Source organism: Kitasatospora sp. NPDC059827 (assembly GCF_042731675.1).
Taxonomy (GTDB): domain Bacteria; phylum Actinomycetota; class Actinomycetes; order Streptomycetales; family Streptomycetaceae; genus Kitasatospora.
Genome location: NZ_JBHWIV010000028.1, coordinates 1 through 25184 on the forward strand (window position 1 = coordinate 1; position 25184 = coordinate 25184).

27 protein-coding genes and 1 pseudogene are annotated in these 25184 nt (G+C 71.2%); 12 read left to right on the plus strand and 16 right to left on the minus strand.

The window, feature by feature from the left end; translation table 11 throughout:
- Positions 1 to 130: 130 nt before the first annotated feature.
- From ACFV8H_RS19245 to ACFV8H_RS19260, 4 genes are all read right to left on the minus strand, one after another.
- Positions 131 to 991 (minus strand): biotin-dependent carboxyltransferase family protein, encoded by an 861-nt coding sequence (locus ACFV8H_RS19245; protein WP_380401209.1) that lies wholly within the window; start codon positions 989 to 991, stop codon positions 131 to 133.
- 77 nt (positions 992 to 1068) lie between these two features.
- Positions 1069 to 1692, minus strand: a complete 624-nt coding sequence (locus ACFV8H_RS19250; RefSeq protein WP_380401211.1) for an allophanate hydrolase subunit 1 — start codon at positions 1690 to 1692, stop codon at positions 1069 to 1071.
- Positions 1689 to 2486: a LamB/YcsF family protein gene (locus ACFV8H_RS19255; RefSeq protein WP_380401212.1), complete on the minus strand. Its 798-nt coding sequence runs from the start codon at positions 2484 to 2486 to the stop codon at positions 1689 to 1691. The genes ACFV8H_RS19250 and ACFV8H_RS19255 overlap by 4 nt, the downstream gene beginning before the upstream one ends.
- 92 nt (positions 2487 to 2578) lie before the next feature.
- Positions 2579 to 3268 (minus strand): GntR family transcriptional regulator, encoded by a 690-nt coding sequence (locus ACFV8H_RS19260; RefSeq protein WP_380401214.1) that lies wholly within the window; start codon positions 3266 to 3268, stop codon positions 2579 to 2581.
- A 157-nt stretch (positions 3269 to 3425) separates the two neighbouring features.
- On the opposite strand from ACFV8H_RS19260, the gene ACFV8H_RS19265 reads away from it, so the two are divergent.
- The 3 genes from ACFV8H_RS19265 to pcp are packed head-to-tail and all read left to right on the plus strand — an operon-like array spanning position 3426 to position 5842.
- Positions 3426 to 4208 (plus strand): DUF969 domain-containing protein, encoded by a 783-nt coding sequence (locus ACFV8H_RS19265; RefSeq protein ID WP_380401215.1) that lies wholly within the window; start codon positions 3426 to 3428, stop codon positions 4206 to 4208.
- Positions 4205 to 5173: a DUF979 domain-containing protein gene (locus tag ACFV8H_RS19270; protein ID WP_380401217.1), complete on the plus strand. Its 969-nt coding sequence runs from the start codon at positions 4205 to 4207 to the stop codon at positions 5171 to 5173. The genes ACFV8H_RS19265 and ACFV8H_RS19270 overlap by 4 nt, the downstream gene beginning before the upstream one ends.
- Positions 5174 to 5197: 24 nt before the next feature.
- On the plus strand, positions 5198 to 5842 hold the full coding sequence (pcp, locus tag ACFV8H_RS19275) for a pyroglutamyl-peptidase I (RefSeq protein WP_380401218.1): 645 nt from the start codon (positions 5198 to 5200) through the stop codon (positions 5840 to 5842).
- Between the two features lie 75 nt (positions 5843 to 5917).
- Here pcp and ACFV8H_RS19280 read toward each other — a convergent pair whose 3' ends face one another.
- The 4 genes from ACFV8H_RS19280 to ACFV8H_RS19295 all read right to left on the minus strand — a co-directional run bounded on the left by ACFV8H_RS19280 (position 5918) and on the right by ACFV8H_RS19295 (position 9999).
- Entirely contained in the window at positions 5918 to 6415 is a 498-nt protein-coding gene (locus ACFV8H_RS19280; protein WP_360238628.1) for a phosphoribosyltransferase, read from the minus strand.
- Positions 6416 to 6512: 97 nt separating this feature from the next.
- Complete coding sequence (locus ACFV8H_RS19285; protein WP_380401220.1) at positions 6513 to 7673, minus strand: transcriptional regulator; 1161 nt, start codon at positions 7671 to 7673, stop codon at positions 6513 to 6515.
- A 197-nt stretch (positions 7674 to 7870) separates the two neighbouring features.
- Positions 7871 to 8689: a class I SAM-dependent methyltransferase gene (locus ACFV8H_RS19290; RefSeq protein ID WP_380401222.1), complete on the minus strand. Its 819-nt coding sequence runs from the start codon at positions 8687 to 8689 to the stop codon at positions 7871 to 7873.
- Positions 8686 to 9999 carry a helix-turn-helix transcriptional regulator gene (locus ACFV8H_RS19295; RefSeq protein WP_380401224.1) on the minus strand — a complete coding sequence of 438 codons (1314 nt, stop codon included), beginning with the start codon at positions 9997 to 9999 and terminating at the stop codon, positions 8686 to 8688. Before ACFV8H_RS19295 ends, ACFV8H_RS19290 begins: the two co-directional genes overlap by 4 nt.
- 203 nt (positions 10000 to 10202) lie before the next feature.
- On the opposite strand from ACFV8H_RS19295, the gene ACFV8H_RS19300 reads away from it, so the two are divergent.
- The 8 genes and pseudogenes from ACFV8H_RS19300 to cyaB all read left to right on the plus strand — a co-directional run bounded on the left by ACFV8H_RS19300 (position 10203) and on the right by cyaB (position 15522).
- Entirely contained in the window at positions 10203 to 10697 is a 495-nt protein-coding gene (locus tag ACFV8H_RS19300; protein WP_380401226.1) for an ATP-binding protein, read from the plus strand.
- A 180-nt stretch (positions 10698 to 10877) separates the two neighbouring features.
- Positions 10878 to 11018, plus strand: a complete 141-nt coding sequence (locus ACFV8H_RS19305; RefSeq protein WP_380401227.1) for a hypothetical protein — start codon at positions 10878 to 10880, stop codon at positions 11016 to 11018.
- A gap of 13 nt (positions 11019 to 11031) precedes the next feature.
- The gene (locus ACFV8H_RS19310; protein WP_380401229.1) at positions 11032 to 12219 is read left to right on the plus strand and encodes a JmjC domain-containing protein; all 1188 of its coding nucleotides are present in this window, start codon (positions 11032 to 11034) and stop codon (positions 12217 to 12219) included.
- Positions 12216 to 13112, plus strand: coding sequence for an aldo/keto reductase (locus ACFV8H_RS19315; protein WP_380401231.1), 897 nt, complete (start codon positions 12216 to 12218; stop codon positions 13110 to 13112). Before ACFV8H_RS19310 ends, ACFV8H_RS19315 begins: the two co-directional genes overlap by 4 nt.
- Positions 13096 to 13929, plus strand: coding sequence for a hypothetical protein (locus tag ACFV8H_RS19320; RefSeq protein WP_380401233.1), 834 nt, complete (start codon positions 13096 to 13098; stop codon positions 13927 to 13929). Before ACFV8H_RS19315 ends, ACFV8H_RS19320 begins: the two co-directional genes overlap by 17 nt.
- Before the next feature lie 283 nt (positions 13930 to 14212).
- A pseudogene (locus tag ACFV8H_RS19325) lies at positions 14213 to 14338 on the plus strand (transcriptional regulator); the annotation flags it as partial.
- A gap of 13 nt (positions 14339 to 14351) precedes the next feature.
- Positions 14352 to 14969 (plus strand): HD family hydrolase, encoded by a 618-nt coding sequence (locus ACFV8H_RS19330; RefSeq protein WP_380401235.1) that lies wholly within the window; start codon positions 14352 to 14354, stop codon positions 14967 to 14969.
- On the plus strand, positions 14953 to 15522 hold the full coding sequence (cyaB, locus tag ACFV8H_RS19335) for a class IV adenylate cyclase (protein ID WP_380401237.1): 570 nt from the start codon (positions 14953 to 14955) through the stop codon (positions 15520 to 15522). The genes ACFV8H_RS19330 and cyaB overlap by 17 nt, the downstream gene beginning before the upstream one ends.
- A gap of 298 nt (positions 15523 to 15820) precedes the next feature.
- Here the strand turns inward: cyaB and ACFV8H_RS19340 are convergent, their stop codons facing one another.
- The 4 genes from ACFV8H_RS19340 to ACFV8H_RS19355 form a co-directional block, all read right to left on the minus strand.
- A complete protein-coding gene (locus ACFV8H_RS19340) occupies positions 15821 to 16408 on the minus strand; it encodes a hypothetical protein (protein WP_380401238.1) in 588 nt (195 codons plus the stop codon).
- A 241-nt stretch (positions 16409 to 16649) separates the two neighbouring features.
- Positions 16650 to 16856: a hypothetical protein gene (locus tag ACFV8H_RS19345; RefSeq protein WP_380401240.1), complete on the minus strand. Its 207-nt coding sequence runs from the start codon at positions 16854 to 16856 to the stop codon at positions 16650 to 16652.
- Between the two features lie 242 nt (positions 16857 to 17098).
- Positions 17099 to 18337: a helix-turn-helix domain-containing protein gene (locus ACFV8H_RS19350; RefSeq protein WP_380401242.1), complete on the minus strand. Its 1239-nt coding sequence runs from the start codon at positions 18335 to 18337 to the stop codon at positions 17099 to 17101.
- The gene (locus tag ACFV8H_RS19355) at positions 18334 to 18660 is read right to left on the minus strand and encodes a putative quinol monooxygenase (protein WP_380401244.1); all 327 of its coding nucleotides are present in this window, start codon (positions 18658 to 18660) and stop codon (positions 18334 to 18336) included. Before ACFV8H_RS19355 ends, ACFV8H_RS19350 begins: the two co-directional genes overlap by 4 nt.
- A gap of 228 nt (positions 18661 to 18888) precedes the next feature.
- Here ACFV8H_RS19355 and ACFV8H_RS19360 point away from each other — a divergent pair, with 228 nt between their 5' ends.
- The gene (locus tag ACFV8H_RS19360) at positions 18889 to 19380 is read left to right on the plus strand and encodes an ATP-binding protein (RefSeq protein WP_380401245.1); all 492 of its coding nucleotides are present in this window, start codon (positions 18889 to 18891) and stop codon (positions 19378 to 19380) included.
- Between the two features lie 79 nt (positions 19381 to 19459).
- On the opposite strand, the gene ACFV8H_RS19365 is transcribed toward ACFV8H_RS19360, so the two are convergent.
- Genes ACFV8H_RS19365 through ACFV8H_RS19380 form a run of 4 tightly spaced genes read right to left on the minus strand, consistent with a single transcriptional unit; the run spans position 19460 to position 24978 of the window.
- A complete protein-coding gene (locus ACFV8H_RS19365; protein ID WP_380401247.1) occupies positions 19460 to 19873 on the minus strand; it encodes an SRPBCC family protein in 414 nt (137 codons plus the stop codon).
- A 5-nt stretch (positions 19874 to 19878) separates the two neighbouring features.
- Complete coding sequence (gene meaB, locus ACFV8H_RS19370) at positions 19879 to 20871, minus strand: methylmalonyl Co-A mutase-associated GTPase MeaB (RefSeq protein WP_380401249.1); 993 nt, start codon at positions 20869 to 20871, stop codon at positions 19879 to 19881.
- Between the two features lie 13 nt (positions 20872 to 20884).
- Positions 20885 to 23113: a methylmalonyl-CoA mutase gene (scpA, locus tag ACFV8H_RS19375; RefSeq protein WP_380401251.1), complete on the minus strand. Its 2229-nt coding sequence runs from the start codon at positions 23111 to 23113 to the stop codon at positions 20885 to 20887.
- On the minus strand, positions 23110 to 24978 hold the full coding sequence (locus tag ACFV8H_RS19380; protein ID WP_380401253.1) for a methylmalonyl-CoA mutase family protein: 1869 nt from the start codon (positions 24976 to 24978) through the stop codon (positions 23110 to 23112). The genes scpA and ACFV8H_RS19380 overlap by 4 nt, the downstream gene beginning before the upstream one ends.
- Between the last annotated feature and the right edge of the window lie 206 nt (positions 24979 to 25184).

Sequence of the window (25184 nt, forward strand, 5' to 3'; positions counted from 1 at the left end):
CCACAACCAGCTCCCGGATTGGGACGTACGCCCCGCCTTGCGGCGCTGGCCCGTCGAGCCCCGGCCGCCCCCGCGGGCCGCTGGGGCTCGACGGGTTCGGCGTCCTGCCGGTGCGGGCCCCGGCGCCGACTCACCGCCGCCGCATCGGGGTGAAGCGGACCGGGGTGCCCGGGGCGGCCTGGGCGGCGGCGGCCAGCGCGGCGGCGGGGACGACACCGATGACGGGGTAGCCGCCGGTGGTGGGGTGGTCCGCGAGGAAGACCACCGGACGGCCGTCCGGCGGGACCTGGACGGAGCCCAGGACCATGCCCTCGCTGGGGAGTTCGCCGTCCCGGGCGCGCTCCAGGGGCGGGCCGTCCAGGCGCAGGCCGATCCGGTTGCTGGTGGGGGAGACGCGGTAGCCGGAAGCGGTCAGGACGGCGAGCGAGCCGGCCGTGAACCAGTCCTCGCGCGGGCCGAACAGCACCGGCAGGAGCAGCGGATCGGGCGGCGCCGGCGTCGGCACCACGTCCGCCCGGGCGGCCGGGCCGACCGGCTCGCCGAGCGGCAGGGCGTCGCCCGGTGCCAGCGGAGCGGGGCCCAGCCCCGACAGCAGATCGGTCGAGCGGCTGCCGAGGACCGGGGCGGCGGCGACCCCGCCCGCGAAGGCCAGGTAGCTGCGCACGCCCCGCGTCGCGGGGCCCACGTCCAGCAGCGCCCCGGCGGGCAGCCGCACCGGGGCGCCCCAGGCGGCGGGCCGCCCGTCGACCCGTACGGCGCACGGTGCTCCGGTCACGGCGACCGTCACCGCGCGGTCCGCGCGCAGCGCGCAGCCGAGCACGGTGGTCTCCAGGGTGGCCGCCGTCGGGGGGTTGCCGACCAGCCGGTTGGCCAGCCGGTGGGCGGGCTGGTCCAGCGCGCCGGACCGCGGCACGCCCAGGTGCGCGTGCCCGGGGCGGCCCAGGTCCTGGACGGTCGTCAGCAGGCCGGAGCGGGTGACGGTGACGGTCATGCTTCCTCGCTCTCCTTGCTCTCCTTGCTTTTCTCGCCCTTCGCGCCCTTCTCGCCGACCCCGCTCATCTTCCCCGCTCATGCGTCCTCGATCACGAAGCGGACCCGGGCACCCGGGCTGAGCAGGGCCGCGGGTTCGCGGGACGGGTCCCACAGCACGGCGTCGGTGTGCCCGATCAGCTGCCAGCCGCCGGGGGAGGAGCGCGGGTAGGCGCCGGTGTAGCGGCCGGCGAGGGCGATCGCCCCGGGCGGGACGGCGGGACGCGGCGCGGCCCGCCGCGGCACCCGGTACCGCTCGGGCAGGCCGGTCAGGTAGCCGAAGCCGGGGGAGAAGCCGCTGAACGCGACCCGGAACTCCGTCGCGGAGTGGATCCGCGCGACCTCCCGCTCGGCGACGCCCCACAGCGCGGCGACCTCCGCCACGTCGGCGCCGTCGTAGCGCACCGGGACGGTCACGGTCGCGTCGGCGCTCGTCCGCAGCGGCGGGACGCGCCAGCCGGGCAGTTCGGCGGCCAGGGCGTCCGGGTCGGCCACGCCGTCGAGCAGCACGGTGCGTTCGGCCGGCACGACCTCGGTGACGGACGGGAACCCGGACGCCGCGCGGCGGCGCTGGAGTTCGGCGTGGAAGGCGATCGTCTCGTCGGCGCCGTCGAGTTCGACCAGCAGCGCGTCCGGGCCGACCCGCAGGACTCGCAGGTTCATCCCGTACCTCTTCCCGCCCGCTCCGGTGCCGGTGCGAACGCCTCGACGCGGACCCCGGCCCGCCAGAGCGCGGTCCGCACCCGCTGGGCCAGCTCGGCGGCCCCCGGGGTGTCGCCGTGCACGCACAGCGAGCGGGCGCGCAGCCGGATCCGCTCGCCGGTGCGGGCGGTGACCTCGCCGTCCCGGGCGATGGCGACCGAGCGGTCGACGACCGCGTCGGGATCGTGGACGACGGCGCCGGGTTCGCGGCGCGGCACGAGCGTGCCGTCCGGGGTGTAGGCGCGGTCGGCGAACGCCTCGGCGACCGCCGGTAGTCCGGCCCGCCCGGCCGCCTCGTGCAGCCGTGAGCCGGGCAGCCCGAGCACGGGCAGGTCCTGCTCCCGGGTGGCGAGGCGGATGCCTCGGACCACCGCCTCCGCCTGCTCCTCGTCGTGCACCGTCCGGTTGTACAGCGCGCCGTGCGGTTTGACGTACGCCACGTCCGCTCCGGCCGCCCGGGCGAACACCTGCAACGCCCCGATCTGGTAGGCGACTTCGTGGGCCAGTTCGTCGGGCGGGACGTCCATCGCCCGACGGCCGAACCCGGCGAGGTCCCGGTAGGAGACCTGGGCGCCGATCCGTACGCCCCGGGCCGCGGCCAGCTCGCAGACCCGCTGCATGGTGCTCGGGTCCCCGGCGTGGAAGCCGCAGGCGACGTTGGCGCTGGTGACCACGGACAGCAGGGCGTCGTCGTCGGTGAGCGTCCAGCGGCCGAAGCCCTCGCCGAGGTCGGCGTTGAGGTCGACGACCGTCATGGGGGCGCCCCCGGTGGCTTCGGTGGTTTCGGCGGCTTCGGTGGTTTGGGTGCCTTCGGTGCCTTCGGTGCCTTCGGTGCTTCCGGGCGGTGTCACGCCGCGCCGTCCGTCATCGCGCGGACGATCACCGCGCGCGCGTCGTCCAGGTACCTGGTCAGTTCCACCTCGGCGTCGTCGATCTCGCCTGCCTCCAGCAGCCCGGCGAGCGTCTGGTTGCGGCGCAGGAACGGCTCGTGGAGCCCGCTGGCCGACGGGACGGCGGCGAAGGCCAGGCGCAGCTCGGCCATCAGCCGGGCCATGCACTCGTCGATCCGCCGGCTGCCGGCGAGCCCCGCGATGGCCTGGTGGAAGTGCAGGTCGGCGGTGCCGACGGTGACCCAGTCACCGAACGCCTCGGCGTCCTCCGCGCGGGCCAGTGCGGTCCGCACCGCGGCCAGGCGCTCGGGCGTCGCGGCGCGCAGGGCCCGTACGCCGGCCGTCTCCAGCGCGAGGCGCAGGGTGTAGATGTCGGCGACGTCGGCCGGTTCGAGGACGCGGACGAACACGCCGCGGTTGAGCTCGTGCACGACCAGCCGCTGGTCGGCCAGCAGCCGGAACGCCTCGCGGAGCGTGTTGCGCGAGACGGTGAGCGCCTCGCCGAGCGCCTCCTCGGAGAGCCGGGTGCCCGGGGCGAGCCGGCCCTCGGTGATGTGCTCGCGCAGCACCTCGGCCACGCGTTGGGCGGCGCTGGCGCGTTCGATGCGACCCCGGTCGGCCGCGAGCGCGTCGAAAACTCCGGTCACGTTCCACCTCCTGAACTCTTGTCGGATTGTTCCACAATCCCCTAGCCTCTCGGCAACCCCCGAACGGTCGCGGTCCACCCAATCGCGACCGCCTCGGCCCCGGGGTGCCCAGGCGGCCACCCGTAGGGCGGAGGTCCTCTGAAAGGCGGTCAGGAACATGATCGTTCTTGTCGGCATCCTCGTCGTGGTGGCCGGGTTCGCCACCCGGCGCAATCCACTCCTCGTCGTCGGCGCCGCCGGCATCCTCACCGGACTGCTGGGCGGGATGAGCCCGCTGAAAGTCCTGGAGGCCTTCGGCACCGGCTTCGCCTCCAGCCGCTCGGTGACCCTCTTCGCGATCACCCTGCCGGTGATCGGCCTGCTGGAGCGCCACGGCCTCCAGGAGCAGGCCCGCACCCTGATGAACAAGCTCGCCAAGGCCAGCGCCGGACGCGTCCTCGCGGTCTACCTGGTGGTCCGCCAGCTCACCGCCGCCTTCGGTCTCACCGGACTAGGCGGACCGGCCCAGGCGGTGCGCCCGATGGTCGCGCCGATGGCCGAGGCCGCCGCCGAACGCCGCCACGGCACCCTGACCGACAAGGCCCGCGAACGCCTGCGCTCCTTCGCCGCCAGCGCCGACAACGTCGGCCTGTTCTTCGGCGAGGACTGCTTCCTCGCCGTCGGCTCGATCCTCCTGATCACCGGCTTCGTCGACGCGACCTACCACACCGACCTGGAGCCGGTGCAGCTCGCGCTCTGGGCCATCCCCACCGCGGTCTGCGCCACCCTCATCCACGGCGCGCGCCTGCTGCGCCTGGACCGCACCCTCGCCCGGGACCTGCCCGCCGGGCCCTCCGCCGCGGCCGCTGTCGCGGCCTCCGCCGCCGCCACCATCGCTAGCACCGCGCCCGCCGCGCCCACCGCCACCACCGCCGACCGCACCGAGGAGACGACCAAGTGATCAAGGTCGAGTGGCTGTACTGGCTGGTCGGAGCCGTCTTCCTCGCGATGGCCGCGCAGATGGCCGCGGACCGCGGCAACCCCAAGCGCTACGGCAGTGCCGCCTTCTGGGGCCTGCTCGGCGTGAGCTTCGTCTACGGCTCGTGGGTCGCCGACAAGTCCGCCCCCGCCGCGCCGCTGGGCGTCGCGGTCCTGGCGATGATCTGCCTGGCCGGCTTCGGCTTCACCGGCCGCGGCACCCCCACGGCCGCCGCCCCCGAGCAGCGGGCCGCCTCCGCCGCGCGCCTGGGCAACCGGCTGTTCATCCCGGCGCTGGCGCTCCCGCTGGTCGCGCTGGCCTGCGGCACGCTCCTCAAGGGCGTGCACCTGGGAGGCGGGGTGCTGCTGCAGACCGGCAGCGAGACGCTCCTCGGGCTCGGCATCGCCTCGCTCGTCGCCCTGGGCCTCGCCCTGCTGCTCACCCGCGAACGCAACCCCGCCGTCGCCCTGCGCTCGGGCCGCGGGCTGCTGGAGGCCATGGGCTGGGCCCTGCTGCTGCCCCAACTCCTCGCCGTCCTGGGCTCGATCTTCCAGAGCGCCGGCGTCGGCAGCCAGGTGGGCAGGATCACCACCCACTTCCTCCCGGACGGCAGCAAGTACGCGGCGGTGGCGGTCTACTGCCTGGGTATGGCCCTGTTCACGATCATCATGGGCAACGCCTTCGCCGCCTTCCCGGTGATGACCGCGGCGATCGGCTGGCCGGTCCTGATCACCCAACTGCACGGCAGCCCGGGCGTCGTCCTGGCCGTCGGCATGCTGGCCGGCTTCTGCGGCACCCTGGTCACCCCGATGGCGGCCAACTTCAACCTCGTCCCGGCGGCCCTGCTCGAACTCAAGGACCAGTACGGGCCGATCAAGGCCCAACTCCCCACCGCAGGAGCGCTGTTGGTCTGCAACATCGCCATCATGTCGCTCTTCGCGTTCTGACCCCTCCCGGAAAGGCAGCCCCCCGTGACCAGAGTCCTGCTCACCGGCTTCGAACCGTTCGACGGCGCCGACGTCAACCCCTCCTGGGAGGTCGCCCGCCTCGTCGCCGACAACCCGCCCGACGGGCTCCTGGTCACCGCCACCCGGCTGAGCTGCGTCTTCGGACGGGCGGCCGAGGAACTGCGCACGGCGATCGCGGCCTGCGCCCCCGACCTGGTCGTCTGCCTCGGCCAGGCGATCGGCCGACCGGACGTCACCGTCGAGCGCGTCGCCGTCAACGTGGACGACGCCCGCATCCCCGACAACGCCGGCCGACAGCCGGTCGACCGGCCCGTCGTCCCCGGCGGTCCCGCGGCCTACTTCGCCACCCTGCCCGTCAAGGCCTGCGTGGCCGCCGTCCGGGAGGCGGGCGCGCCCGCCTCCCTCTCCCACACCGCGGGGACCTTCGTCTGCAACCACGTCTTCTACGCCCTGATGCACACGCTCGCCACCGAACACCCCACCGCCAATGGCGGGTTCGTGCACATCCCGGCCCTGCCCGAGCAGGTCCTCGACGGCTCCGCCCCCGCCCTGCCGGCCGACCTCGTCGCCCACGCCCTGCGCGCCCTGCTCACCACGGCCGCCACCCGTACGGTGGACCTCCGCGTCCCGGAGGGGGCGACCCACTGAGGCCGCCCGGCCCCGCCGTGCCCCGCTCTGCCCCGCCCCGCTCCGGCGCACCGGCGGTGACGGCGGGCCGGCGACTCAGGCGTCGAGCACCTGGCCGGGGCGCTTGACCACCGGGTCCTGCGCCGACCACGGGAACTCGATCCAGTCGTCGGTCCGCTTCCACACGTACTCGCACTTCACCAGGGAGTGCGACTTCTCGTAGATCACCGCGGACCGGACCTCGGCGACGTGGTCGAGGCAGAAGTCGTGCACCAGCTTCAACGTCTTGCCGGTGTCGGCGACGTCGTCCGCGATCAGCACCTTCTTGTCGGTGAAGTCGATCGCGGCGGGGACGGGCGCCAGCATCACGGGCATGTCGAGGGTGGTGCCCACGCCCGTGTAGAACTCGACGTTCACCAGGTGGATGTTCTTGCAGTCCAGCGCATACGCCAGCCCACCCGCCACGAACACGCCACCGCGGGCGATGCTCAGGACGAGGTCGGGCTCGAACCCGTCGTCGGCGATCGTCTGCGCCAGCTCGCGCACCGCCCGGCCGAAGGTCTGGTAGTCCAGGATCTCTCGCACATCAGTCACGCTGTTCAGTTTCCTCGACACTCGGTCGGGCGGCGAATCCGGCCCCCTGGGCAGCCCACCGCGCGCACGGCGCCCACGGTCGGCCCGCCACGCCCGCTCAGCGGCGCAGCAGCGCCTCCCGGTGCCCCCAGGCAAGCCGGAGCAGCGCCGCACCGGCGGGTTGTATCGGCTCGGTGGTGGTGAGGCGGTCCACCTGCTCGGCGGTGAACGGAATGCCGACCGAGCGGCCGGTCGCGTCGTCCAGGCCGACGCGGCGGCCCTCGTCGTTGGTGGAGACGATCCGCCGGAAGACCTCGTCGAACAGCTCGGCGTCGAAGACGGCCACCGTGAGCAGGTCGGTGACGAAGGTCAGCGGGTCCATCCCGAGACCGAGCCAGGACAGTCGGAGCCTGCCGTCCTCCCGCGCTGCTCCGAGCGTCCGGTGCAGCGGCCAGGCCTCGTAGTCGATGGGTGCCTTGCTGCTCCCGTACTCCTCACTGCCGCCGAGGAGCTCCTCGCTCAGCTCCCGCAGGACAGCCCGCCAGAGGTCGAAGTCGTTGGCCTCGTTCCAGGGCGCGTCGTGGGAGGCCTGGAACATTCCGACCGGCATCACCTGGAACAGCCCGCCGCCGGTGGCCACCTTCGCGGGGTCGCGCCAGTGCAGCAGGAACTCGGCGTCGCCGGTGCGGCGATCGTGCCGGACGGTCAGCGTGGTGACGGCCGCCATGACCGGGCGGCGGGAGAGGTCGGTCGGATCGCCGACGGCGGCCCGGAACGGCGTACGCCCGTCCGGGCCCGCCAGGACGGAGGCGGCGTACTCGTGGGCCGCCGCCTCGCAGATGTTGATCACATCGAAGTACCGCCCGCGCCCGAAGGTCAGCGTCGGGCCGTCCGCCGCCACCTCCAACAGCCGGTAGCAGCCCCGGTCCTCGAACAACCGGGGCCTGGCGAGCTCGCCGACCGCATCGGAGTAGTACCGGAACGCGGTGCCGTCCTCCCGCCGCGCCCGGACGTGATCGAGCTCGGGCTCCCCGCCGTCCAGCGCGACCGGGGGCGTGTCCGCCTGCCACCGCAACCGGACCCGCTCCAGCGGCACCGGCTGCCCCGGAATCCAGTGCGGACGGGCCAACAGGGGCAGACCCGGGACCAGCCGTCCGGATACGCCTTCGGCCAGCAGCTGCCCGGTCAACGCGAAGCGATGGTCATTCAGGTAGGCCCGCACCCGCTGCCACTGCTCACGGCTGGCTGCGGCGTTCGGGTGGTCGTCATCCATCGGCACGCCCGGCAACATACCGCGCCACCCCAACAGCCATGCGTGGGCCAAGTGATCGAGCCACGCCCCACCGGCCCTCGGAGGCGACAGTGAGCCCGAGCCGCTCGGAGGCCGTACAGCGGTGAGCCGAAAAGTCACGCGAACGACGGCCACGGCTCTGCCGCCCACTGTCACTGTAGGCAGCGACCACATCGCTGGCGGCCTTAGCGTCGACAAGTCAGAATTCCGCCAAGGCACGTGATCTTGAATGAGCCTTCCGTCTTGATGGCGGCGGCAGCGATCTCTGCTGCCCGACTGACCGTCTCGCGGAAAGGGACGCCGGATTGGTCAGCCCACGCTTCGTAGGAGGCGAGGTGGGAAACGATCGGCGCAGGATCGGTGATCTCGACGGTGCCGGGTAGTTCCCGCACCCGGATGTCCTTGAACGCTGTCCGGAGGTAGCCGGTTGCCTCTTCCAGGGAGAAGCGGGAGCTGAGGGAGACCCGTGCTGGCCCTTTCGGGATACCGAGGACGTCTCCTGCGGCCCTGGCCCAGAGCCGGTCCAGCTCGCGCTTGTCGGTGTCGCTGTTGGTCGAGGCGATGAGCACGCCGCCAGGCCGAAGGACACGGGCCAGTTCCTTGATCGCGGCCTCGATATCGCTGACGTGGTACAGCATGTGCAGGGCCAGCACGGCGTCGGCGCTGTCGTCGGCGAAGGGCAGAGCCTGGGCGTCGGCCACCAGGACCGGTCTTTGGACCTCGGTGAGGATGCCCGCCGAGATGTCCATCCCGACGATCTGAAGGTCTGGACGGTCCTTGTGCAAGCGGCTGACGAACTTGCCGTTGCCGCAGCCGATGTCGACGACGATCCCGCTTGTGTCGGCCAGCTCTTCGACGACGATCCCGGGCAGGTCGTACCGCGGCTGCTGCCACCGGTAGATCGACTGGCGGGCAGCCAGGTGGCGTCCGTCGGCGTAGGCGTTGTTCGCGAGGACGGACCGGTCGGTGACTGCGGCGTCCTGCTGAGCGGTGTTGCTCGTCATGCGGGCAGCTCCGGAGGGTTCGTGAGTGCGGGTCGAGAGCAGGCTTCCCTGACATTCTCGCGGAGACCCAGGACGATCGGGGAGCCTGCGTAGGCGGGCTCGGCGAGACGGGTGCTCAGCACCCGAAGACGGGCAGAGATGCTCGCTGTGCGACGACCCGGTGCGGCATCCAGCACCACCGAGAGCTTCTCCTGCACACCGTCGAGGTCACCGTGGGCGAGGTGGGCGTTGGCAAGGTCGAGGAACGCGGCCAGCAGGTCGCCGGAGGACTGCTCCTGCTGCGGCCCGGACTCGTACAGGGCGATAGCCCTGGAGGACGCCTCGATGGCTCGATTCACGTGACGGTGACCGCCCAGGGCAATGAGGGTGGTACCCGCGTAGGCCCACTGCTTGGCCTCGGGGAACGTGAACACACCGGGAAGGTCCACGGCCGCTACCGTGTGCCGCGCTGCCGTGGCCATTTCCACGGCCCGTAGCGCGCTCGCGCTGTCGCCGAGCGCGGCGGTGGCCCGTGCTTCGAGGCTGAGCAGACGAGCTGCGATGGTCCCGCTGTCCGCGTACGGTAGTCCGGCTCTGGCCAGCTCGGCGGCCTGGCGGTGGTCCTGCTGCCAGTAGGCGATCAGGGACTGGACGGATCGGATCCAGGCCCGGAGACCGTTGTGGCCGGCTGACTCCGCGCAGCGCCAGGCCGTTCGAGAATGCGTGGCCGCAGCCGCGTACTGGCCGAGGTCGAGGGCGACATGGGTGGCCAGGCCACAGAGGCGTCCGGCTTGTAGGTAGAGATGGCTTGTCTGGTAGGGGTGTTGGCGGCCTCGGAGTAAGTCGAACACTCCTCGCCGGAGGGTTCCGATGTCGTGGAAGAGCTCGGACACCGGCTTGCTCACGTAGTCCCCTGCCAGCCTCGCAATGTCCGCGTCGATCTGTTCGAGCAGCGTGTCGTCCACGTTGGACGCGCTCGCGAAGCGGAGGAAGAGCGCGGACTCTGCCGAGTCGGCTGCTACGGCCACTACGAGATCGCCGTCGTGGTCCGTGTGTGAGGCAGGCACAAGGGGCGAGGTTTCGCTCACGCTGTTGAGCGGTGGAATTGCTTCGGCGGCTGCCAGGGGTGCTCCCAGCAGGTCAGCCAACTGGTCGACCGAGAGCCTCAGGACGCGGGCGAGCCTCGGCCGCATCCAGGGCTGTGGGGTGCCCCTGCCGCTCTCCCATCGCCCCACGGTCGTACGGTCCACGTCGAGGGCTTCAGCCAGGGATTCCTGTGTGTGACCGACTGCCTCCCTGCGCTGGATCAGCCGGGACCTCCTGGATGCCATTCCGCGTCCTCCAGGGGTAGGCCAGTTCGTCCGTAGCCGTAACAGGCCAGGTCATGGCCGGGTTTGCAGCACGGATGCCTCGTTGTCGCCTCAATTCTGCTCTGGTTCACCGGCGTTGGAGGCGGTTCTGTGGATACCTGCCGGGTGAATCCCGGCGCGAATCGGCCCGATGCCGACCTCGTCCCGGTGAAAGGTCCGCACTCATGTCCGTCGCCACTCGCCAAGCCATCACCCCCGCCCCGTTCGGCTTTCGCGTGCTGCCCAGTGCCGAGGCCGTACCGAACGCCCGGCGGCGGGTGATACGGACCGTGCGCGGTTGGGGCTTGCCGCTGGCGGAGGACGCGCTCCGCGATGTCGAGTTGCTGTCCAGCGAGCTGATCACCAATGCCGTGTGCCACACGGATGCCCCGTGCGTCGTGTGCGTGTCCTGGGACTCTGAACGGCTGCGTGTCGAGGTGACGGACGTCGGCCACGACCTCCCGGCTGTCGGCGGGATCGATCTCGACGCCACCGGCGGGCGAGGGCTGTTCCTGGTGGCAGCGCTCGCAACGAACTGGGGCGTCGAGCCGGACCCCGCCGGAAAGCGGACCTGGTTCGAGGTCGGCACCACTGCCGCAGTCTCGGGCGACGAGCGACTCACCGCGCTGGTGAGGGCCGCGGCCCCGAAGGCTCGGGGCGTCGTCCCGACCAGTGCCTGACAAGACTTCCCCCACCCCGATGCGGGCTTGGGGGATGCAGGTGGCCGCGCTTGGTCGACAGCCGCGCGGCACAGGCACCTGAGGTTCCTTGCCAGCGGTTTGCCCTGGCACCGGATCCATCGCCGCACCCATCACGGGAGCGGGCAGTCGGCCCGCCCCATGAAACCGAAGGAGTCCCTCATGCCCGAGAACCTGACGACCAGCACCGAGCCGGAGGGCGACGGCCTGGTGGTCGCCCGAGCAAAGGTCGCCGCGGCTCGCTCGCGCGGCGAGCAGCCGTCGGACGGCGGCTCCACCGGCCGAACCGACACCAACGACTGACGGCTGCATCACGATGACTGCCGAGCACTTCTCGGTGGTTGAGCGTCTGGGCGGGGATGACTTCCTCGCCCGGACGCTCGGCCGCAGCTTCAAGGTCGCACGCGGCGGCGCCGCGTCGCTCGCCGGACTGATGGGCTGGGATGACCTCAATGCCATCCTGACCCACCACCGGTTCGAACCCCCTCGCTTCCGACTCGCCACCAACGGGGAGCAACTGGCCGCGCACACGTACTCCCGGCCGGTCGTCACCCGACGGAGCACCGTCTGGCACCAGCTCCAGCCCTCGGAGTTGCACCGGCGTCTCGCTGAAGGTGCCACGCTGGTGCTGGACGCCGTTGACGAGCTGCACCCCGGAATTCGTGCTTTGGCCGGTCAATTGGAGCGCTGGCTGCGAACCGGCGTGCAGGTCAACCTGTACGGCTCGTGGACCGGCATCGAAGGTTTTGGTGTCCACTGGGACGATCACGACGTGGTCGTCGTCCAGCTCGACGGCACGAAGCGCTGGCGCATCTACGGCCCCACCCGCACGGTACCGATGCACCGCGACGTCGAGACACCGGAGCCGCCGCCGGAAGAGCCTGTTGCCGATCTGGTCCTCACGGCCGGTGATGTGCTCTACCTGCCTCGGGGCTGGTGGCACGCCGTCGCCGCCTCCGAGGGCAAACCCTCGCTACACGTCACGTGCGGGCTGCAGAGCACGACGGGCGCGGATCTCATCACCTGGCTGTCGGAGATGCTGCGCGCGCACGAGGCCGTCCGGGCGGACATTCCGCGCTTCGGGGGCGCCGAGGAGCAGCGTGCCTTCCTCGACACGATCGGCAAGCTCCTCGCGGCCGAGTTGGAGAGCGACGACCTGATCGCCCGCTTCTCCTCCGCCCGCGACGCCACCGAGCGAGCCCGGCTCGCGCCGTCGCTGCCCCACATCACGGCGGCCCCGCCGGATGCCGACCTCCAGGTGCGCCTGGTCACCACGCGACCCGCGCTCACGGCCGTGTCCGACGGCACCGTCCGGTTGACCGCTGGCGGTGAGGAGTGGACGTTCGCCGCCAAGGCCGAGCCGATGCTCGCGCTCCTCGCAGACGGGGACCCCCATCGGCTGGCTGATCTCGCACAGGCCGCAGGCATCACCATCACACAGGCGGCCAATGTCGTGACGGAGCTGGTCGACGGCCAAGCCGCCGTGATCGGAGGTGCGCCATGACGGCCCAGCTGGGCCTCGGCACCTACCGCTGCCTCGATGTGGCCGAGGCCGCGCTGATGGCCGCCTCCCGAGGTGCCGACTGGGTGGACACCGCGCCCAACTACGCAGGCGGCCAGGCGGAAACCTCGCTCGCCCCGGTTCTGGCTGCCCACCGGGATCTTCGCGTCTCCACGAAGGTGGGCTTCATCCCGGCCGGCGCCGGGCACATCGGCGTGCGGGCCGGTGCCCTGATTGCAGCGGATGCCGAACGCGGGTACTGCCTCGCCCCGAACTACGTCGCCTGGCAGCTCGCCCGTAGCAGGCGCATGCTCGGCCGGGTACCCGACCTGGTGTTCGTGCACAACCCCGAACACGGTTGCCCGGACGGCGAGATCACCGGCCGGCTCTACAAGGCCTTCCTGACCCTGGAAGAGGCCTGCAGTCAACAGGTCATCAGCACCTACGGAGTGGCGACCTGGCGCGGCTTCAGTAGCCGCCTCTTCGACGTACCCACGCTGATCGAACTCGCGGCCAAAGCCGGCGGCCCGAACCACCACCTGCGGGCCATCCAGCTCCCGGTCTCCCTCGTCCACCTCGTGCCCGTCGCCCAGGCTCTCGGCGGACATGGCCCGTTGGCCGACGCCCTGAATGCGGGGCTGGAGGTGTTCGCCTCCGCCCCGCTCCACGGCGGCGAGATTCCTGACCTGGTGACCCCGGAACTGTCCGAGCTGATCACCCCTGGCAAGACCCCTACCGAGACCGCCCTCGCCGTTGTGGCCTCAGCCCCAGGGGTGAAGCGCGTGCTCCTGTCGACGGGGAACGCGGAACACTGGGGTCAGGCCGCCGGAGCCGTCGGCCGACCGCCGTTGTCTCCGGACGTACTGCGAAGGGTCGTTGATGTACTCGGAACCTGAGCCGGACACCGCCAGGCGGATGCGCGGGATGCACGCCACAGCAGCAGCGGCGTTCGACGCGACGCCGATCGGCTCCCGCGAAGCGTGGGGCTGGCGCGGTCGTACCCTCAGCCGCCCGGTTGCCACGGCGTCCGGCGAGGGCTGGCTCCGCCTGGTGTCGGCCCCGGCCGACAAGGCCGGCGGGAAGCTCTGGGAGGGGCCGCGGGAGGCAGAACGGCTCATGCCTCCCGCGGTACCCAGGCCACGCCTGCGGGAGCGGCGCACCTGGACCGAGGCCGGGCACGGCTACCTGGCAGAGCTGTACGACCAGATCACCGCCCCCACCATCACCACCCACGAGCCGATCCTTCGGGAGGCACCCGACCTGGACGATGCCTGGTGGGACGCGCTCAGCACCGCCCTCGACGCCATCGCCACCGTCTCGAGCGACCGGGTCGCTGTCCGGCAGGAGTACCTGGACCGCGCTATGCCCCAGTACCTCGGCATCTCGATCGACACCAAGGTGGCCGCCTGGACGACGGCCCACGGCGACCTGCACTGGGCCAACCTCACGGGCCCGGTCCTCACGGTTCTCGACTGGGAAGGCTGGGGCGTCGCTCCCGCCGGGTACGACGCGGCGCTGTTGCACTCGTACAGCCTCCTCGTGCCGGACACCGCCACGCAGGTCCGTCACCGACTCGCCCACATCCTCGACACGCCGGCCGGGCAGTTCGCCGAACTGGCCGTCATCACTGAACTGCTACAGACCACCACACGAGGCGACAACCTCGACCTTGAGCAGCCCCTGCGACGGAGGCTCTCCGCGATCACCAGTTGACCAGCCCTCGACCCCGTTCTGGTCGAGGGCCGAGATCACACCGACGCGACCGATCCCCGGACTTGAGGCGCCCGCGCCGGACGACGGCGTCCGGGTCGGGCAGACCCAGCGTCGGAAGTGCACACGCGCCGGAGGCGACTGCGAACCCCGGCGATCCACCACGGTCCTCCGGATCAGTTCGATGACGGAAGCCACGGCATCGCCAGATCTGCTTTCTTCCCATGCAGTTGGAGGAGTGGTCGCTTCTCTGGCCCCTCGACATCCGGAACGGGCGACGAGGTAACGTTCCGGAGCCGCTGGGCTACCTCGCGAACGGCTTCCGGTGATGTCGGATGGGCGGGAGCTCTCGCCACGGGGGCGGCGCGAACTCGACAGCATCCGTTACGCGATCCGCCTTGCCGAGGCGTGAGAGGAGCCAGAGGATGACGGACGACCTGACCTCGGTGGCGAGGTTCCTGTTCGAAGCCGGGACGCTCAAGCAGACCAAGCGCACGGGATGGTGGATGGCCGGGGTCCGCGATCCGGAGTCGGTCGCCGAGCATTCCTGGCGGACCGCGCTGATCGCATCGGTCATCGCCAAGCTCGAAGGCGCCGACCCGGCGCAGGCCGCCTTCCTCGCGGTCTGGCACGACTCGCAGGAGACGCGTACCGGGGACGTCAACCACCTGGGCAAGAAGTACGCGCCCGGTGCGGATCCGGTGGCCGTGACGGCTGACCAGGTCGCCGGGATGCCCGAGACCCTGGCCTCGGCCATTCAGGACCTCGTTGCGGAGTACGAGGGGAAGGAGAGCCCGGAGGCGGTCTGCGCCCGGGACGCGGACAAGCTGGAGTGCATGATCCAGGGCGTCGAGTACAAGGCGCAGGGCTATGCCAACGCGCAGCGGTGGATCGACAACAGCCGTGGGCGGCTCACCACGAAGTCCGGCAACGCCCTCGCCGATGCGATTCTCGCGAGTGACTCGCTGGACTGGCTCCGCGCTGCCCTCGGTGAGAAGCCGCTCGACGGCGGGCGGAGGAACGTGGATGGCGATCGAGGCTGAGCTCAAGGCGGTCGTGCGCGACCCGGAAGGCGTGCTCAAGCGGCTGGAGGAGCGGTACGGCGCCGGCCGGGCCGAGGTCTACCGCGACACGTACTACGACGCGCCGGACGGCAGTCTGATGGGTGCCGACCGTGAACTGCGGATCCGTACGGTGCACAGCTCGAACGGCACGCGCACGGTCCTGACCTACAAGGGCGCCAGGGTGGACGAGGCCTCCGGCTCGAAGCCGGAGGCCGAGACGAGGGTCGAGGATGCCGAGGCTGCGCACGAGATCGTCCGGGGCTTGGGTTTCGTTCCGCGCATCGCGTTCGAGAAGCGATGCCGTAACTACGCGTTCGAGCGCGATGGCCGGCGGGTGCTGGTCACGCTCGTGCGCGTACCCGAGCTGGACGACACCACGTTCATCGAGGTCGAGACGATGGCGGCAACGGAGCACGAGCTAGGGTCGGCACTCGCTTTCGTCCGCGCCGTTCTTGCGGAACTGGGCATCGGAGAGGCCGACTTGACCACGGACCTGTACACCGATGCGGTCGCGGCGGCGCGACCGGTGTGATCCGGAGGGTTCAGCGGGCCCGCTGGCTCATCGCCGTGCTCCCTGCGGCCAGAGCACGACGACCGGCACGCTCCGGTGCCGTGCGTAGGCGACGACGTCGGCCGTGCCGCCGTAGCCGCGTGCCACTCGGCGACCGTGATCTCGCCCGCCTGGTAGGCGTCGTCGATCGGCGCCAGATCTCGCCAGCCTCGCTCCTTCGCGCTTGCGATGTCCTCGGCGTCGTGACCGCCCGGAGGGCGCGCGATGGAGTCCATGTGCACTCCTTCCCTGTTCGTCAACTCTGCTGCTGGTCCATGGTCTACCGGACGAGGCCGGGGTCCGTGCCCTGCGGCGGGGTGACCCCAGTCAGCTCACATGCCCGGTCAGCGAGGAGAGGGGCAAGTTCTGGGTAGTACCCCCGATCGACAGCCTGGAGCATCTCTGCGAGAGCGATCAGCTGACCGACACGTCCGGCAGGAGTGTCGAGGATGTCGGCGAACTCCGCGCGGACGCGGTCCGCGACCTCGGGCACGAGGAGGCTGCTGACCCACAGGACTGCGGGGTCGTAGCCGATCGGCACCAGGCCCCATCGTTCCCAGTCGAGGATCTTGAGCGGCCCGGTGGTCAGGTTGGCCCACTGGAGGTCACCGTGCCCGGTGGTCCGCTCGACTTCGGCCGGGGCCGGGATGCCGAGGTACTTCGGGAAGACCTGTTCGACCCACGTCCGGCGCAGAGTGATCTTCGCACTGGGTGCTTCCGCGATGCCGGCCAGCGCGTCCTTCAATGCGCTCCACCAGCCGTCGTCCAGGCCAGGATCGTCGCGAAGATCCGGCGTGGAGGAGACCGCGGGACCTACCAGGTCGAAGACGTCGGCCTGGTAGAACCAGCCGGTCTCGGTCCAGTCCACGGTGTTGTGGAGCCGGGGTCGCGGGACGGAGGCGGGGATGAGCTGTTCCGCGCCGAGGGCTCCCTGACCGGTCGGTCGGGGCGCCCGGTGACGGCTGTTTCTGGAGACCCGGAGCCAGACACTCTCGGCTCGCTGGCCGATGGTGGTTCCGGAGGTGCCGAAGACCGCCGGTCCGGTGCACACGAGGCCGAGGAAGGCCGCCGCCTTTGCGTGCGCTGCCATCAGGTTGCGCCGGGTGTCGTCATCCGGCTGAAAGGACATCGAGCACCGTCCTGAGTCGCTTGTCGGGGATCGGTTCGGCGAGCGCCGCTCTCGCATCGTCCCAGTGCTGGCGGGTGCTGGTCGAGGTGAGGACGACGTCCAGTGCCGGGCACGCTCCGATGACCTGGAACGCGGTGGCGTGCGGGGTCGATCCCGGCGCGAGGAGGTTCACCAGTTCGGGGGTCATCAGGCCCCGGCAGTTCTGTTTCCGCGATTCGTGCCGTGCTGGCTGAACTCGGTATCGAGGAAGATGACTTGACCACCGAGCTGTACACCGACGCGGTTGCGGCAGTCCGCCCGGCATTGCCTCATCGGTGACATGCGGGATACCAACTGCAGGAGGGACGGAGCCCGTCTGGTCACGCCAGTGCGCCGCCGCCCTCCACGAGAGGGCGGCGGCGACCCTATCCCCGGGCCCGGTAACCGAGGTCACCCCGTGGCATTTGCGCGCTTGGCGAGTTTCACCAGTTCCGCTGGTGCGCCACGGCCGGCGATGAGGATGAGTTCACGGATCGCCGTCCGGGCCGCTACGTGGGTTCGGACGCTCTCCGGTGCCACTTCCTCGGCGCGAAGGAGGCAATCGAGAGCTTCCCCGAGATTTCGTCGTTGAGCGTGAGCTCGTCCGAGGTCGATGAGGAGCCGGGACCTTCGCTCGGGCGAGAGTTGCGCGGCATCGATCCGTTGGCCCAGTTCCAGGGCCTCGCCCGCATCGCCGAGTTCGAGGGCGGTGGAGACCGCTTGAATCTCGACATTCGTCGGGCCGAACTCCAGATTGAAGTCGTTTCGGTCCGCTCCGAGCTGTGCGGCTATGTCTCGGGCGCAGCCGATTTCCTTCCGGGCCTGCTCGCGTTGACCGGCGCGAGCGGCGGTCAACGCGAGAACCAAGTGGAGCGATCCGAGGACTGACAGTGCTTCCGGCGGCCGGTTGCTGGTCGAGGTGTGCACTCGCAGGGCGGAGACTGCACTCTGCGCCACGTGTTCTGCCTGGTCCAGCCGCTGTAGCCGGACGAACGCATGAGCCATCCGGAAGATGCCAGCGAACACGTGCAGTGGCTGGCCGGACTGCTCGGCGGCTCGAATGGAGCGATCGGCGGCAACCCAGGCCGCATCGGCTTCATCCTGCCGAACAAAGGCAGCTGCGAGTGCCTGGTAAGCCTGGCTGAGAAGCAGGTGGACCTTGCCGCGATCGTCCGTGTCAGCGGTCCGTGCAGCTCGCTCCAACCTTGGCAGAACGTCGGCGATGGCAGTACTCAGTTCGGCGAACTGATTGCTGTGGGTCAGTTGCCACAGCCGTTCGACGGCGTTGGCCAGTTCGGCAGGATCATCGGTGACCATTCGGTCCTGATCGGCGAGCAACCCATCGAGAGCTGGATGCCCCGAGAGCGACAGCCGGGCCAGGTCGAGGTCGTTGGGCTGATCCGAGGTTGCGGGTGTCGTGACAGCGGGAGACGGAGCATCAGGTCGCAGGGTTTGAACGGAAACGCCGAGGCCGTTCGCCAGCAGTTGGAGAACATCAAGGCGGACAACCGGCTGGACGCCCCGTTCGACCTGTGACACCCAGCTGGCGGTCCGGTTGATGGCCGCGGCAAGTTCATCCTGCCTCATACCGCGGCTCTTTCGGAGCTGAGCGACCCGAGCGCCGAAGGCCCGCCTTTCCTCTGGGCTCACTGGAGGGCCTGGGCGGCAGAGCCGCCCTTGCCGGAGATCTCATCCAGGAACGTGACCTCGAAGGAGTCGAGGTACTGGCCGCGTTCGGCCAGGAACCGGCGGACATGAGGCTGGCGCTCGTGCTCCTCGAAAGCTTCGCGGTCCGCGTACAGCTCGTAGAAGACCCGGACGCACGGTTCGTCCGCCACGGCGTGGTTGACGTAGACGAGAGTGCCGGGTTCCTTCGCGCGGATGCCGTTGAGCGCATCCTCTGCCAGAACATCGAAGGCTTGAGCGGCAGTTGCGTCGTGGGCGACGAAGCGAACGACAAGACCGAATCCCATGGTTCTCCCCTTCCTGGTTGGTTGAGTCTTGCATGACTCGGTGAAGAACTGCGAGTGGCAGAGCTTCTTGACTCGCAGAAACTCTGCGACTACTTTCAGTGTTGCCAGCGTGGCGGAGAGCTACGCATGGATCCCCTTTCGCTGCCGTCCGACTGTGACGGTCACTGCTTGCGGGTTGAGCCGGGTGTCGACTTCGGCCATTCGTCCACCCGCAGGGATGGAGGAGCAATGGCGTCGGATCTGATCGTCAGCCCACTCAACACCGCCCGGTTCCCGGTGCCTCTGGAGTGGGGTGTGCCGCCGGGGGTCGAGGCCGTGCCGGCGGCTCGGCGGCTGGTGGGGGCGATCCTGCGGGAGTGGGGGGTGCCGTTGACCGAAGACGGGCTCCAGGAGGTGGAGTTGTGTGCGAGCGAGGTCATCGCGAATGCGCTCCTGCACACGGGGGAGCGGTGTGTCGTGTCCGTCCACCGGCGTAGTGGGCGGGTGCGGGTGGAGGTTGCCGATCGGGGTGCGGAGCTTCCGTATCGGGAGCGGGATCCCGAAGCGACCACCGGGCGGGGGTTGTTGCTCGTCCAGGCTCTCGCCCACGCGTGGGGGTGGCGCCCGGCGGAGCGGGGCAAGGTGGTGTGGTTCGAGTATCAGGAGGATGCCGAAGCGCCGTGCCCCACGCATGGGTGGGGCACGGCGCGCAATCTCCGCAGCGTCTGTGAGGTGGCGTAGTGGGGGCTGCCGCCCGACTCGTGTGGTGGGTGTTGTTCTCTGCGTCTGTGGTGGCGGGGTTCGTCGCCGGGTGTGACCGTTAGACGGCTTCCAGAGTCGCCTTCATGACCTGGGCGCCGCGGCTGACCCGCAGGCGGACCTGGTCGGCCATCTCATGAGGGAGCACGTCCGTCGTCCACACCAGGCGGCACCGTCCCTCGGCCACCGGGAGCACCTGGAAGGAGGCGTGGTGGTGGGTCAGCGGGAGCTTGAAGCCCTCGACGGCCGAGTACGCCAACCGCCGCAACTCCTCGTCCACGCTGACGATCAGCTCCCGGATCACCGCACCGCCGGGCATGGTGAGGTACCGGACGTCGCCGTCCATCCGGGTGTCGAGGACGTAGCCGGGGATGAGGCGCTCGTGTACGGCGCCGACGTCCCGTACGGCGTCCCACACGGACGCCGCGTCGGCCTCGATCAGTACGTCCTCGACAACCGTGGCGATGGTCCCCAACTCCCTCAAGCAGTACCGAAGAAGCTGTCCAGGATTCGCTGCGCGGCCAGCCCCGCCGGCAGCGTACCGGCCCGCACCTGGGCCTCCAGTTCCGGGGTGAGCCGCCGTACCTCCGGGTGTTCGTGCAGCCGCGCGTACAGCTGGTCGTGGACCATCGACCACGTCCACTCGACCTGCTGTTCCCGCCGCTTGGCGGCCAGCCCGCCCGTCGCGTCCAGTATCTTGCGGTGCTGCTGCAGCCGCTCCCACAGGACATCGAGCCCGGCCCCGTCGAGCCCGCTGCAGGTCAGCACCGGTGGCGTCCACGCCGCGTCCGGTGCCTGCAACAGCCGTAGCGCGCCCGCGAGTTCACGTGCGGCCGCCCTCGCGTCGCGCTCGTGCGGGCCGTCGGCCTTGTTGACGGCGATGACGTCCGCGAGCTCCAGCACGCCCTTCTTGATGCCCTGCAGCTGGTCGCCGGTCCGGGCCAGTGACAGCAGCAGGAAGGTGTCCACCATCCCGGCCACCGTCGTCTCCGACTGCCCGACCCCCACCGTCTCGATGAGGACGACGTCGTAGCCCGCCGCCTCCATGACGACCATCGACTCCCGGGTGGCCTTGGCGACGCCGCCCAGCGTCCCCGAGGTCGGCGACGGCCGCACGAAGGCGGCCGGGTCCACCGCCAGCCGCTCCATCCGGGTCTTGTCGCCCAGGATGGACCCGCCGGTGCGGCTCGACGTCGGGTCGACGGCGAGCACGGCGACCCGGTGGCCGAGTCCGGTGAGCATCGTCCCGAAGGAGTCGATGAAGGTCGATTTGCCGACACCGGGCACCCCGGTGATGCCGACCCGCACCGCCCCGCCCGCGTGCGGCAGCAGCCGCTGGAGCAGCTGCTGCGCGAGCGCGCGGTGGTCGGGGCGGGTGGACTCGACGAGGGTGACGGCGCGCGCGATCCAGGCGCGCGAGCCGTCCAGGACGCCCGTCACGTAGGCGTCGAGGTCGATCGTCCTCGGTGGCATCGGACTCAGCAGCTCACAGCTCGTGGCCGAGTTCGACGGCCAGCGCCGTCAGCAGGTCGAAGGCCGCGTCCGGGATCACCGTGCCCGGGCCGAAGACCGCCGCCGCGCCCGCCTCGTACAGTGCCTGGAAGTCCTGCGGCGGGATGACGCCGCCGACCACGATGGTGATGTCCTCCCGCCCGGCCGCGGCCAGTTCGGTGCGCAGCGCGGGGACCAGGGTGAGGTGCCCGGCGGCCAGCGAGGAGACGCCGACGATGTGGACGTCCGCCTCGACGGCCTGGCGGGCGACCTCGGCCGGGGTCTGGAACAGCGGGCCGACGTCGACGGTGAAGCCGAGGTCGGCGAAGGCGGTGGCGATCACCTTCTGGCCGCGGTCGTGGCCGTCCTGGCCCATCTTGGCGACCAGGATGCGCGGGCGACGGCCTTCGGCCTGCTCGAACCGCTCGACCAGGTCGCGGGTGCGCTGGAGGGGCGCCGACGGGCCCGCTTCGTCTCGGTACACACCGGAAATGGTACGGATCTGGCCGGAGTGGCGGCCGTACACCTTCTCCAGGGCGTCGGAGATCTCGCCGACCGTTGCCTTCGCCCGGGCCGCGTTGACGGCCAGGTGCAGCAGGTTGCCGTCCAGCGAGCCGCCGCGCTGCGGGCCGGCCTCGGCGGCCGCCGTCAGCGCGCGCAGGGCGTCCTGGCACTGCGCCTCGTCGCGCTCCTCGCGCAGCCGGCGCAGCTTCTCGATCTGCCGGGCCCGCACCGCCGAGTTGTCGACCTTGAGGACGTCGATCTGCTCGTCGTTCTCGACCCGGTACTTGTTGACGCCGATCACGGGCTGGCGGCCGGAGTCGATCCGCGCCTGGGTGCGGGCGGCGGCCTCCTCGACGCGCATCTTGGGGATGCCCGCGTCGATGGCCTTGGCCATGCCGCCGGCCGCCTCGACCTCCTGGATGTGCTGCCAGGCCCGGGCGGCGAGGTCCTGCGTCAGCTTCTCGACGTACGCGGAGCCGCCCCACGGGTCGATGACCCGGCAGGTGCCGGACTCCTGCTGGAGCAGCAGCTGGGTGTTGCGGGCGATCCGGGCGGAGAAGTCCGTCGGCAGGGCGAGCGCCTCGTCGAGGGCGTTGGTGTGCAGCGACTGGGTGTGGCCCTGGGTGGCGGCCATCGCCTCGACGCACGTGCGCGTCACGTTGTTGAAGACGTCCTGGGCGGTCAGCGACCAGCCGGAGGTCTGCGAATGGGTGCGCAGCGAAAGGGACTTGGGGTTCTTCGGGTCGAACTGCTTGACCAGCTTGGCCCACAGCAGCCGGGCCGCGCGCAGCTTGGCGACCTCCATGAAGAAGTTCATGCCGATCGCCCAGAAGAACGACAGCCGCGGCGCGAAGGCGTCTACGTCCAGGCCCACGTCCAGGCCCGCGCGCAGGTACTCGACCCCGTCGGCCAGGGTGTAGGCGAGCTCCAGGTCGGCGGTGGCCCCGGCCTCCTGGATGTGGTAGCCGGAGATGGAGATCGAGTTGTACCGGGGCATCTTCTGCGAGGTGTACGCGAAGATGTCCGAGATGATCCGCATCGACGGCTGCGGCGGGTAGATGTAGGTGTTGCGGACCATGAACTCCTTGAGGATGTCGTTCTGGATGGTCCCGGCGAGCTTCTCCGGCGGCACCCCCTGCTCCTCGGCCGCGACGATGTACAGCGCGAGGACGGGCAGCACCGCGCCGTTCATGGTCATCGACACCGACATCTTGTCCAGCGGGATGCCGTCGAACAGCTGGCGCATGTCGTAGATCGAGTCGATGGCGACGCCCGCCATGCCGACGTCGCCGGTGACGCGCGGGTGGTCGCTGTCGTAGCCGCGGTGGGTCGGCAGGTCGAAGGCGACCGAGAGGCCCTTCTGGCCGGCCGCGAGGTTGCGGCGGTAGAAGGCGTTGGACTCCTCGGCGGTGGAGAAGCCCGCGTACTGGCGGACGGTCCACGGCTGGTTGACGTACATGGTCGGGTACGGCCCGCGCAGGTACGGGGCGATGCCGGGGTACGTCTCCAGGAAGTCCAGGCCGTCGAGGTCGGCCGCGGTGTACAGCGGCTTGACGCCGATGCCCTCGGGGGTGTCCCAGACCAGCTCGTCGGGGGCCTTGCCGGTGGACCGCTGCCAGGCGGCCTGCCACTGGGCGTCGGTGACCTCTCCGGCAGCGGAGCCGGCAGAGGAACCGGCGGAGGAGTCGTCCAGCCCGATTCCGGTGAAGTCGGGGATCATCGCGCCACTCCAATGAGGTCCAGCAGGGAGGTGAGGACGGCGATCGCGTCCCCGCCCGCGTAGATGAACTCGTCCACTCCGGCGGGTACTTCGGCCGGGCGGCCGGCCAGCAGCACGCGCTGGGCGCCCGCCTCCTTCAAGGCTACGGCGACGGCCGCGGCGTGCTCGCCGTACAGGGCGTCGCTGGAGCACAGGCAGGCGACGGCGGCACCGGACTCGCGGAACGCCGCGGCGAACGCGGCCGGGTCGACGCCCTCGGTGGACGCCGTCGCGATGCCGCCGGCCTGGAACAGGTTGGCGGCGAAGGTGGTGCGCCCGGTGTGCGCGGAGGCGGTGCCGATCGAGGCCAGGAACAGCGCCGGACGGGCGCCGGTGGCCGCCAGGTGGGCGTCCGAGCGGTCCCGCAGCGCCTCGTACGCCTCGGCGCGGCGCACCCGCGGCAGGCCGCCGGTGTGCCCGGCCGGGGCCGGTTCGCGGACCAGCGGCTGCTCGTCCAGGTGCGGGAACTCGCTGACGCCGGTGACGGGTTCGCGCCGCTTGGCGAGCTTCGCGGACCGCTCCGCCCAGGTCGCGGCGATCCGGTCGCCGACCAGCCCGGACGCCAGCGCGGCCTGCTGGCCGCCGGTCCGTTCGATCTCCTGGAACCAGGCCCAGGCGGCCTGCGCCAGCTCCTCGCCGAGCTGCTCGACGTACCAGGAGCCGCCGGCCGGGTCGATCACCCGGGACAGGTGGGACTCCTCCAGCAGGATCGACTGGGTGTTGCGGGCGATCCGGCGGGCGAAGGCGTCGGGCAGGCCGAGGGCGCTGTCGAAGGGCAGCACGGTGACGGCGTCGGCGCCGCCGACCCCGGCGGCCAGGCAGGCCACGGTGGTGCGCAGCATGTTCACCCACGGGTCGCGGGCGGTCATCATCACCCGGGAGGTGACGGCGTGCTGGCGCTGCGCCGAGGCCTCGGCGGCGCCGCCGGACACCTCGGCGACGCGGGCCCAGAGGCGGCGCGCGGCGCGGAACTTGGCGATGGTCAGGAACTGGTCGGCGTCGGCGGCGTAGCGGAATTCCAGCTGGCCGAGCGCGGCGTCGACGGACAGGCCGGCCGCGGTCAGCGCGCGCAGGTAGGCGACGCCGGTGGCGAGCGCGCAGCCCAGCTCCTGGGCGGGGGAGGCGCCGGCCTCGTGGTACGGCAGGGCGTCCACGGTGAGGGCCCTGACGTTCGGGTAGCCCTCGGCGCAGCGGGCGGCGAGCGAGGCGGCCTCGGCGAGCAGGGCGTCGGTGCGGTCGGCGGAGCCGGTGCGGGCCTGGAGGCCGAGCGGGTCGGCGCCGAGGTTGCCGGCGGCGGAGGCGGGGGAGACCTCGCGCTCCTCGTACAGCCCGAACAGCCGCTCGGCGGCCTCGGTGAAGTCCGGTCCCGCGTCGAGGGCGACGGCGGCGAGGTCCAGGTACACCCCGTCGAGCGCCTCGGGCAGGGCGGCGACGGGCAGGCCCGCGTCGCCGAGCTCCAGCCAGAGCGAGCCGACGCCGTGCTCCAGGTCGGCCAGGACGGCCTCGTTGGCGCGCCGGCGGTCAGGGGCGGCGTGCCGCTGCCGTACGTCCCACCCGGCGACGGCGGAGCCCTGCGGCCGGCCGCCGCGGACGAACGGGGGGAAGCCGGGGTAGCCGGGCTCGACCGAGGTGTTCTCGGCGGTGTACAGCGGGCGGGCGCGCAGCCCGTCCTGGAGCGCGGTGGTGAGCGCCTGCTCGGCGGCGGCGCCGTCCTCGGGCCGGGCACCGGACTTGCGCAGCACGCCCTCGACGAGCTGCTGCCACTGCTCACGGTGCGCGGCCGGGAACTCGGCGGCGAGGGGGAGCCTTTCGGGCGGGACCTTCATGTCCGCAGGTTAGCGCCCGTTAGCGGAGCGGAAGGAGGGTCGTTAAGTGTGACCTTGTTCTCGATTTGGCGCGCTTTCGGCCCGTGGCCAGCACTCCGCCCGGCGGGGAGTGCCACGAGGCGGGGGCCGGAGCCCGGCGGAGGGTCGACGGGCCGCCCGAAAGTGCCCTGGATCAGGGGGATTGCGGAACCCCGCCCCTCATCTAT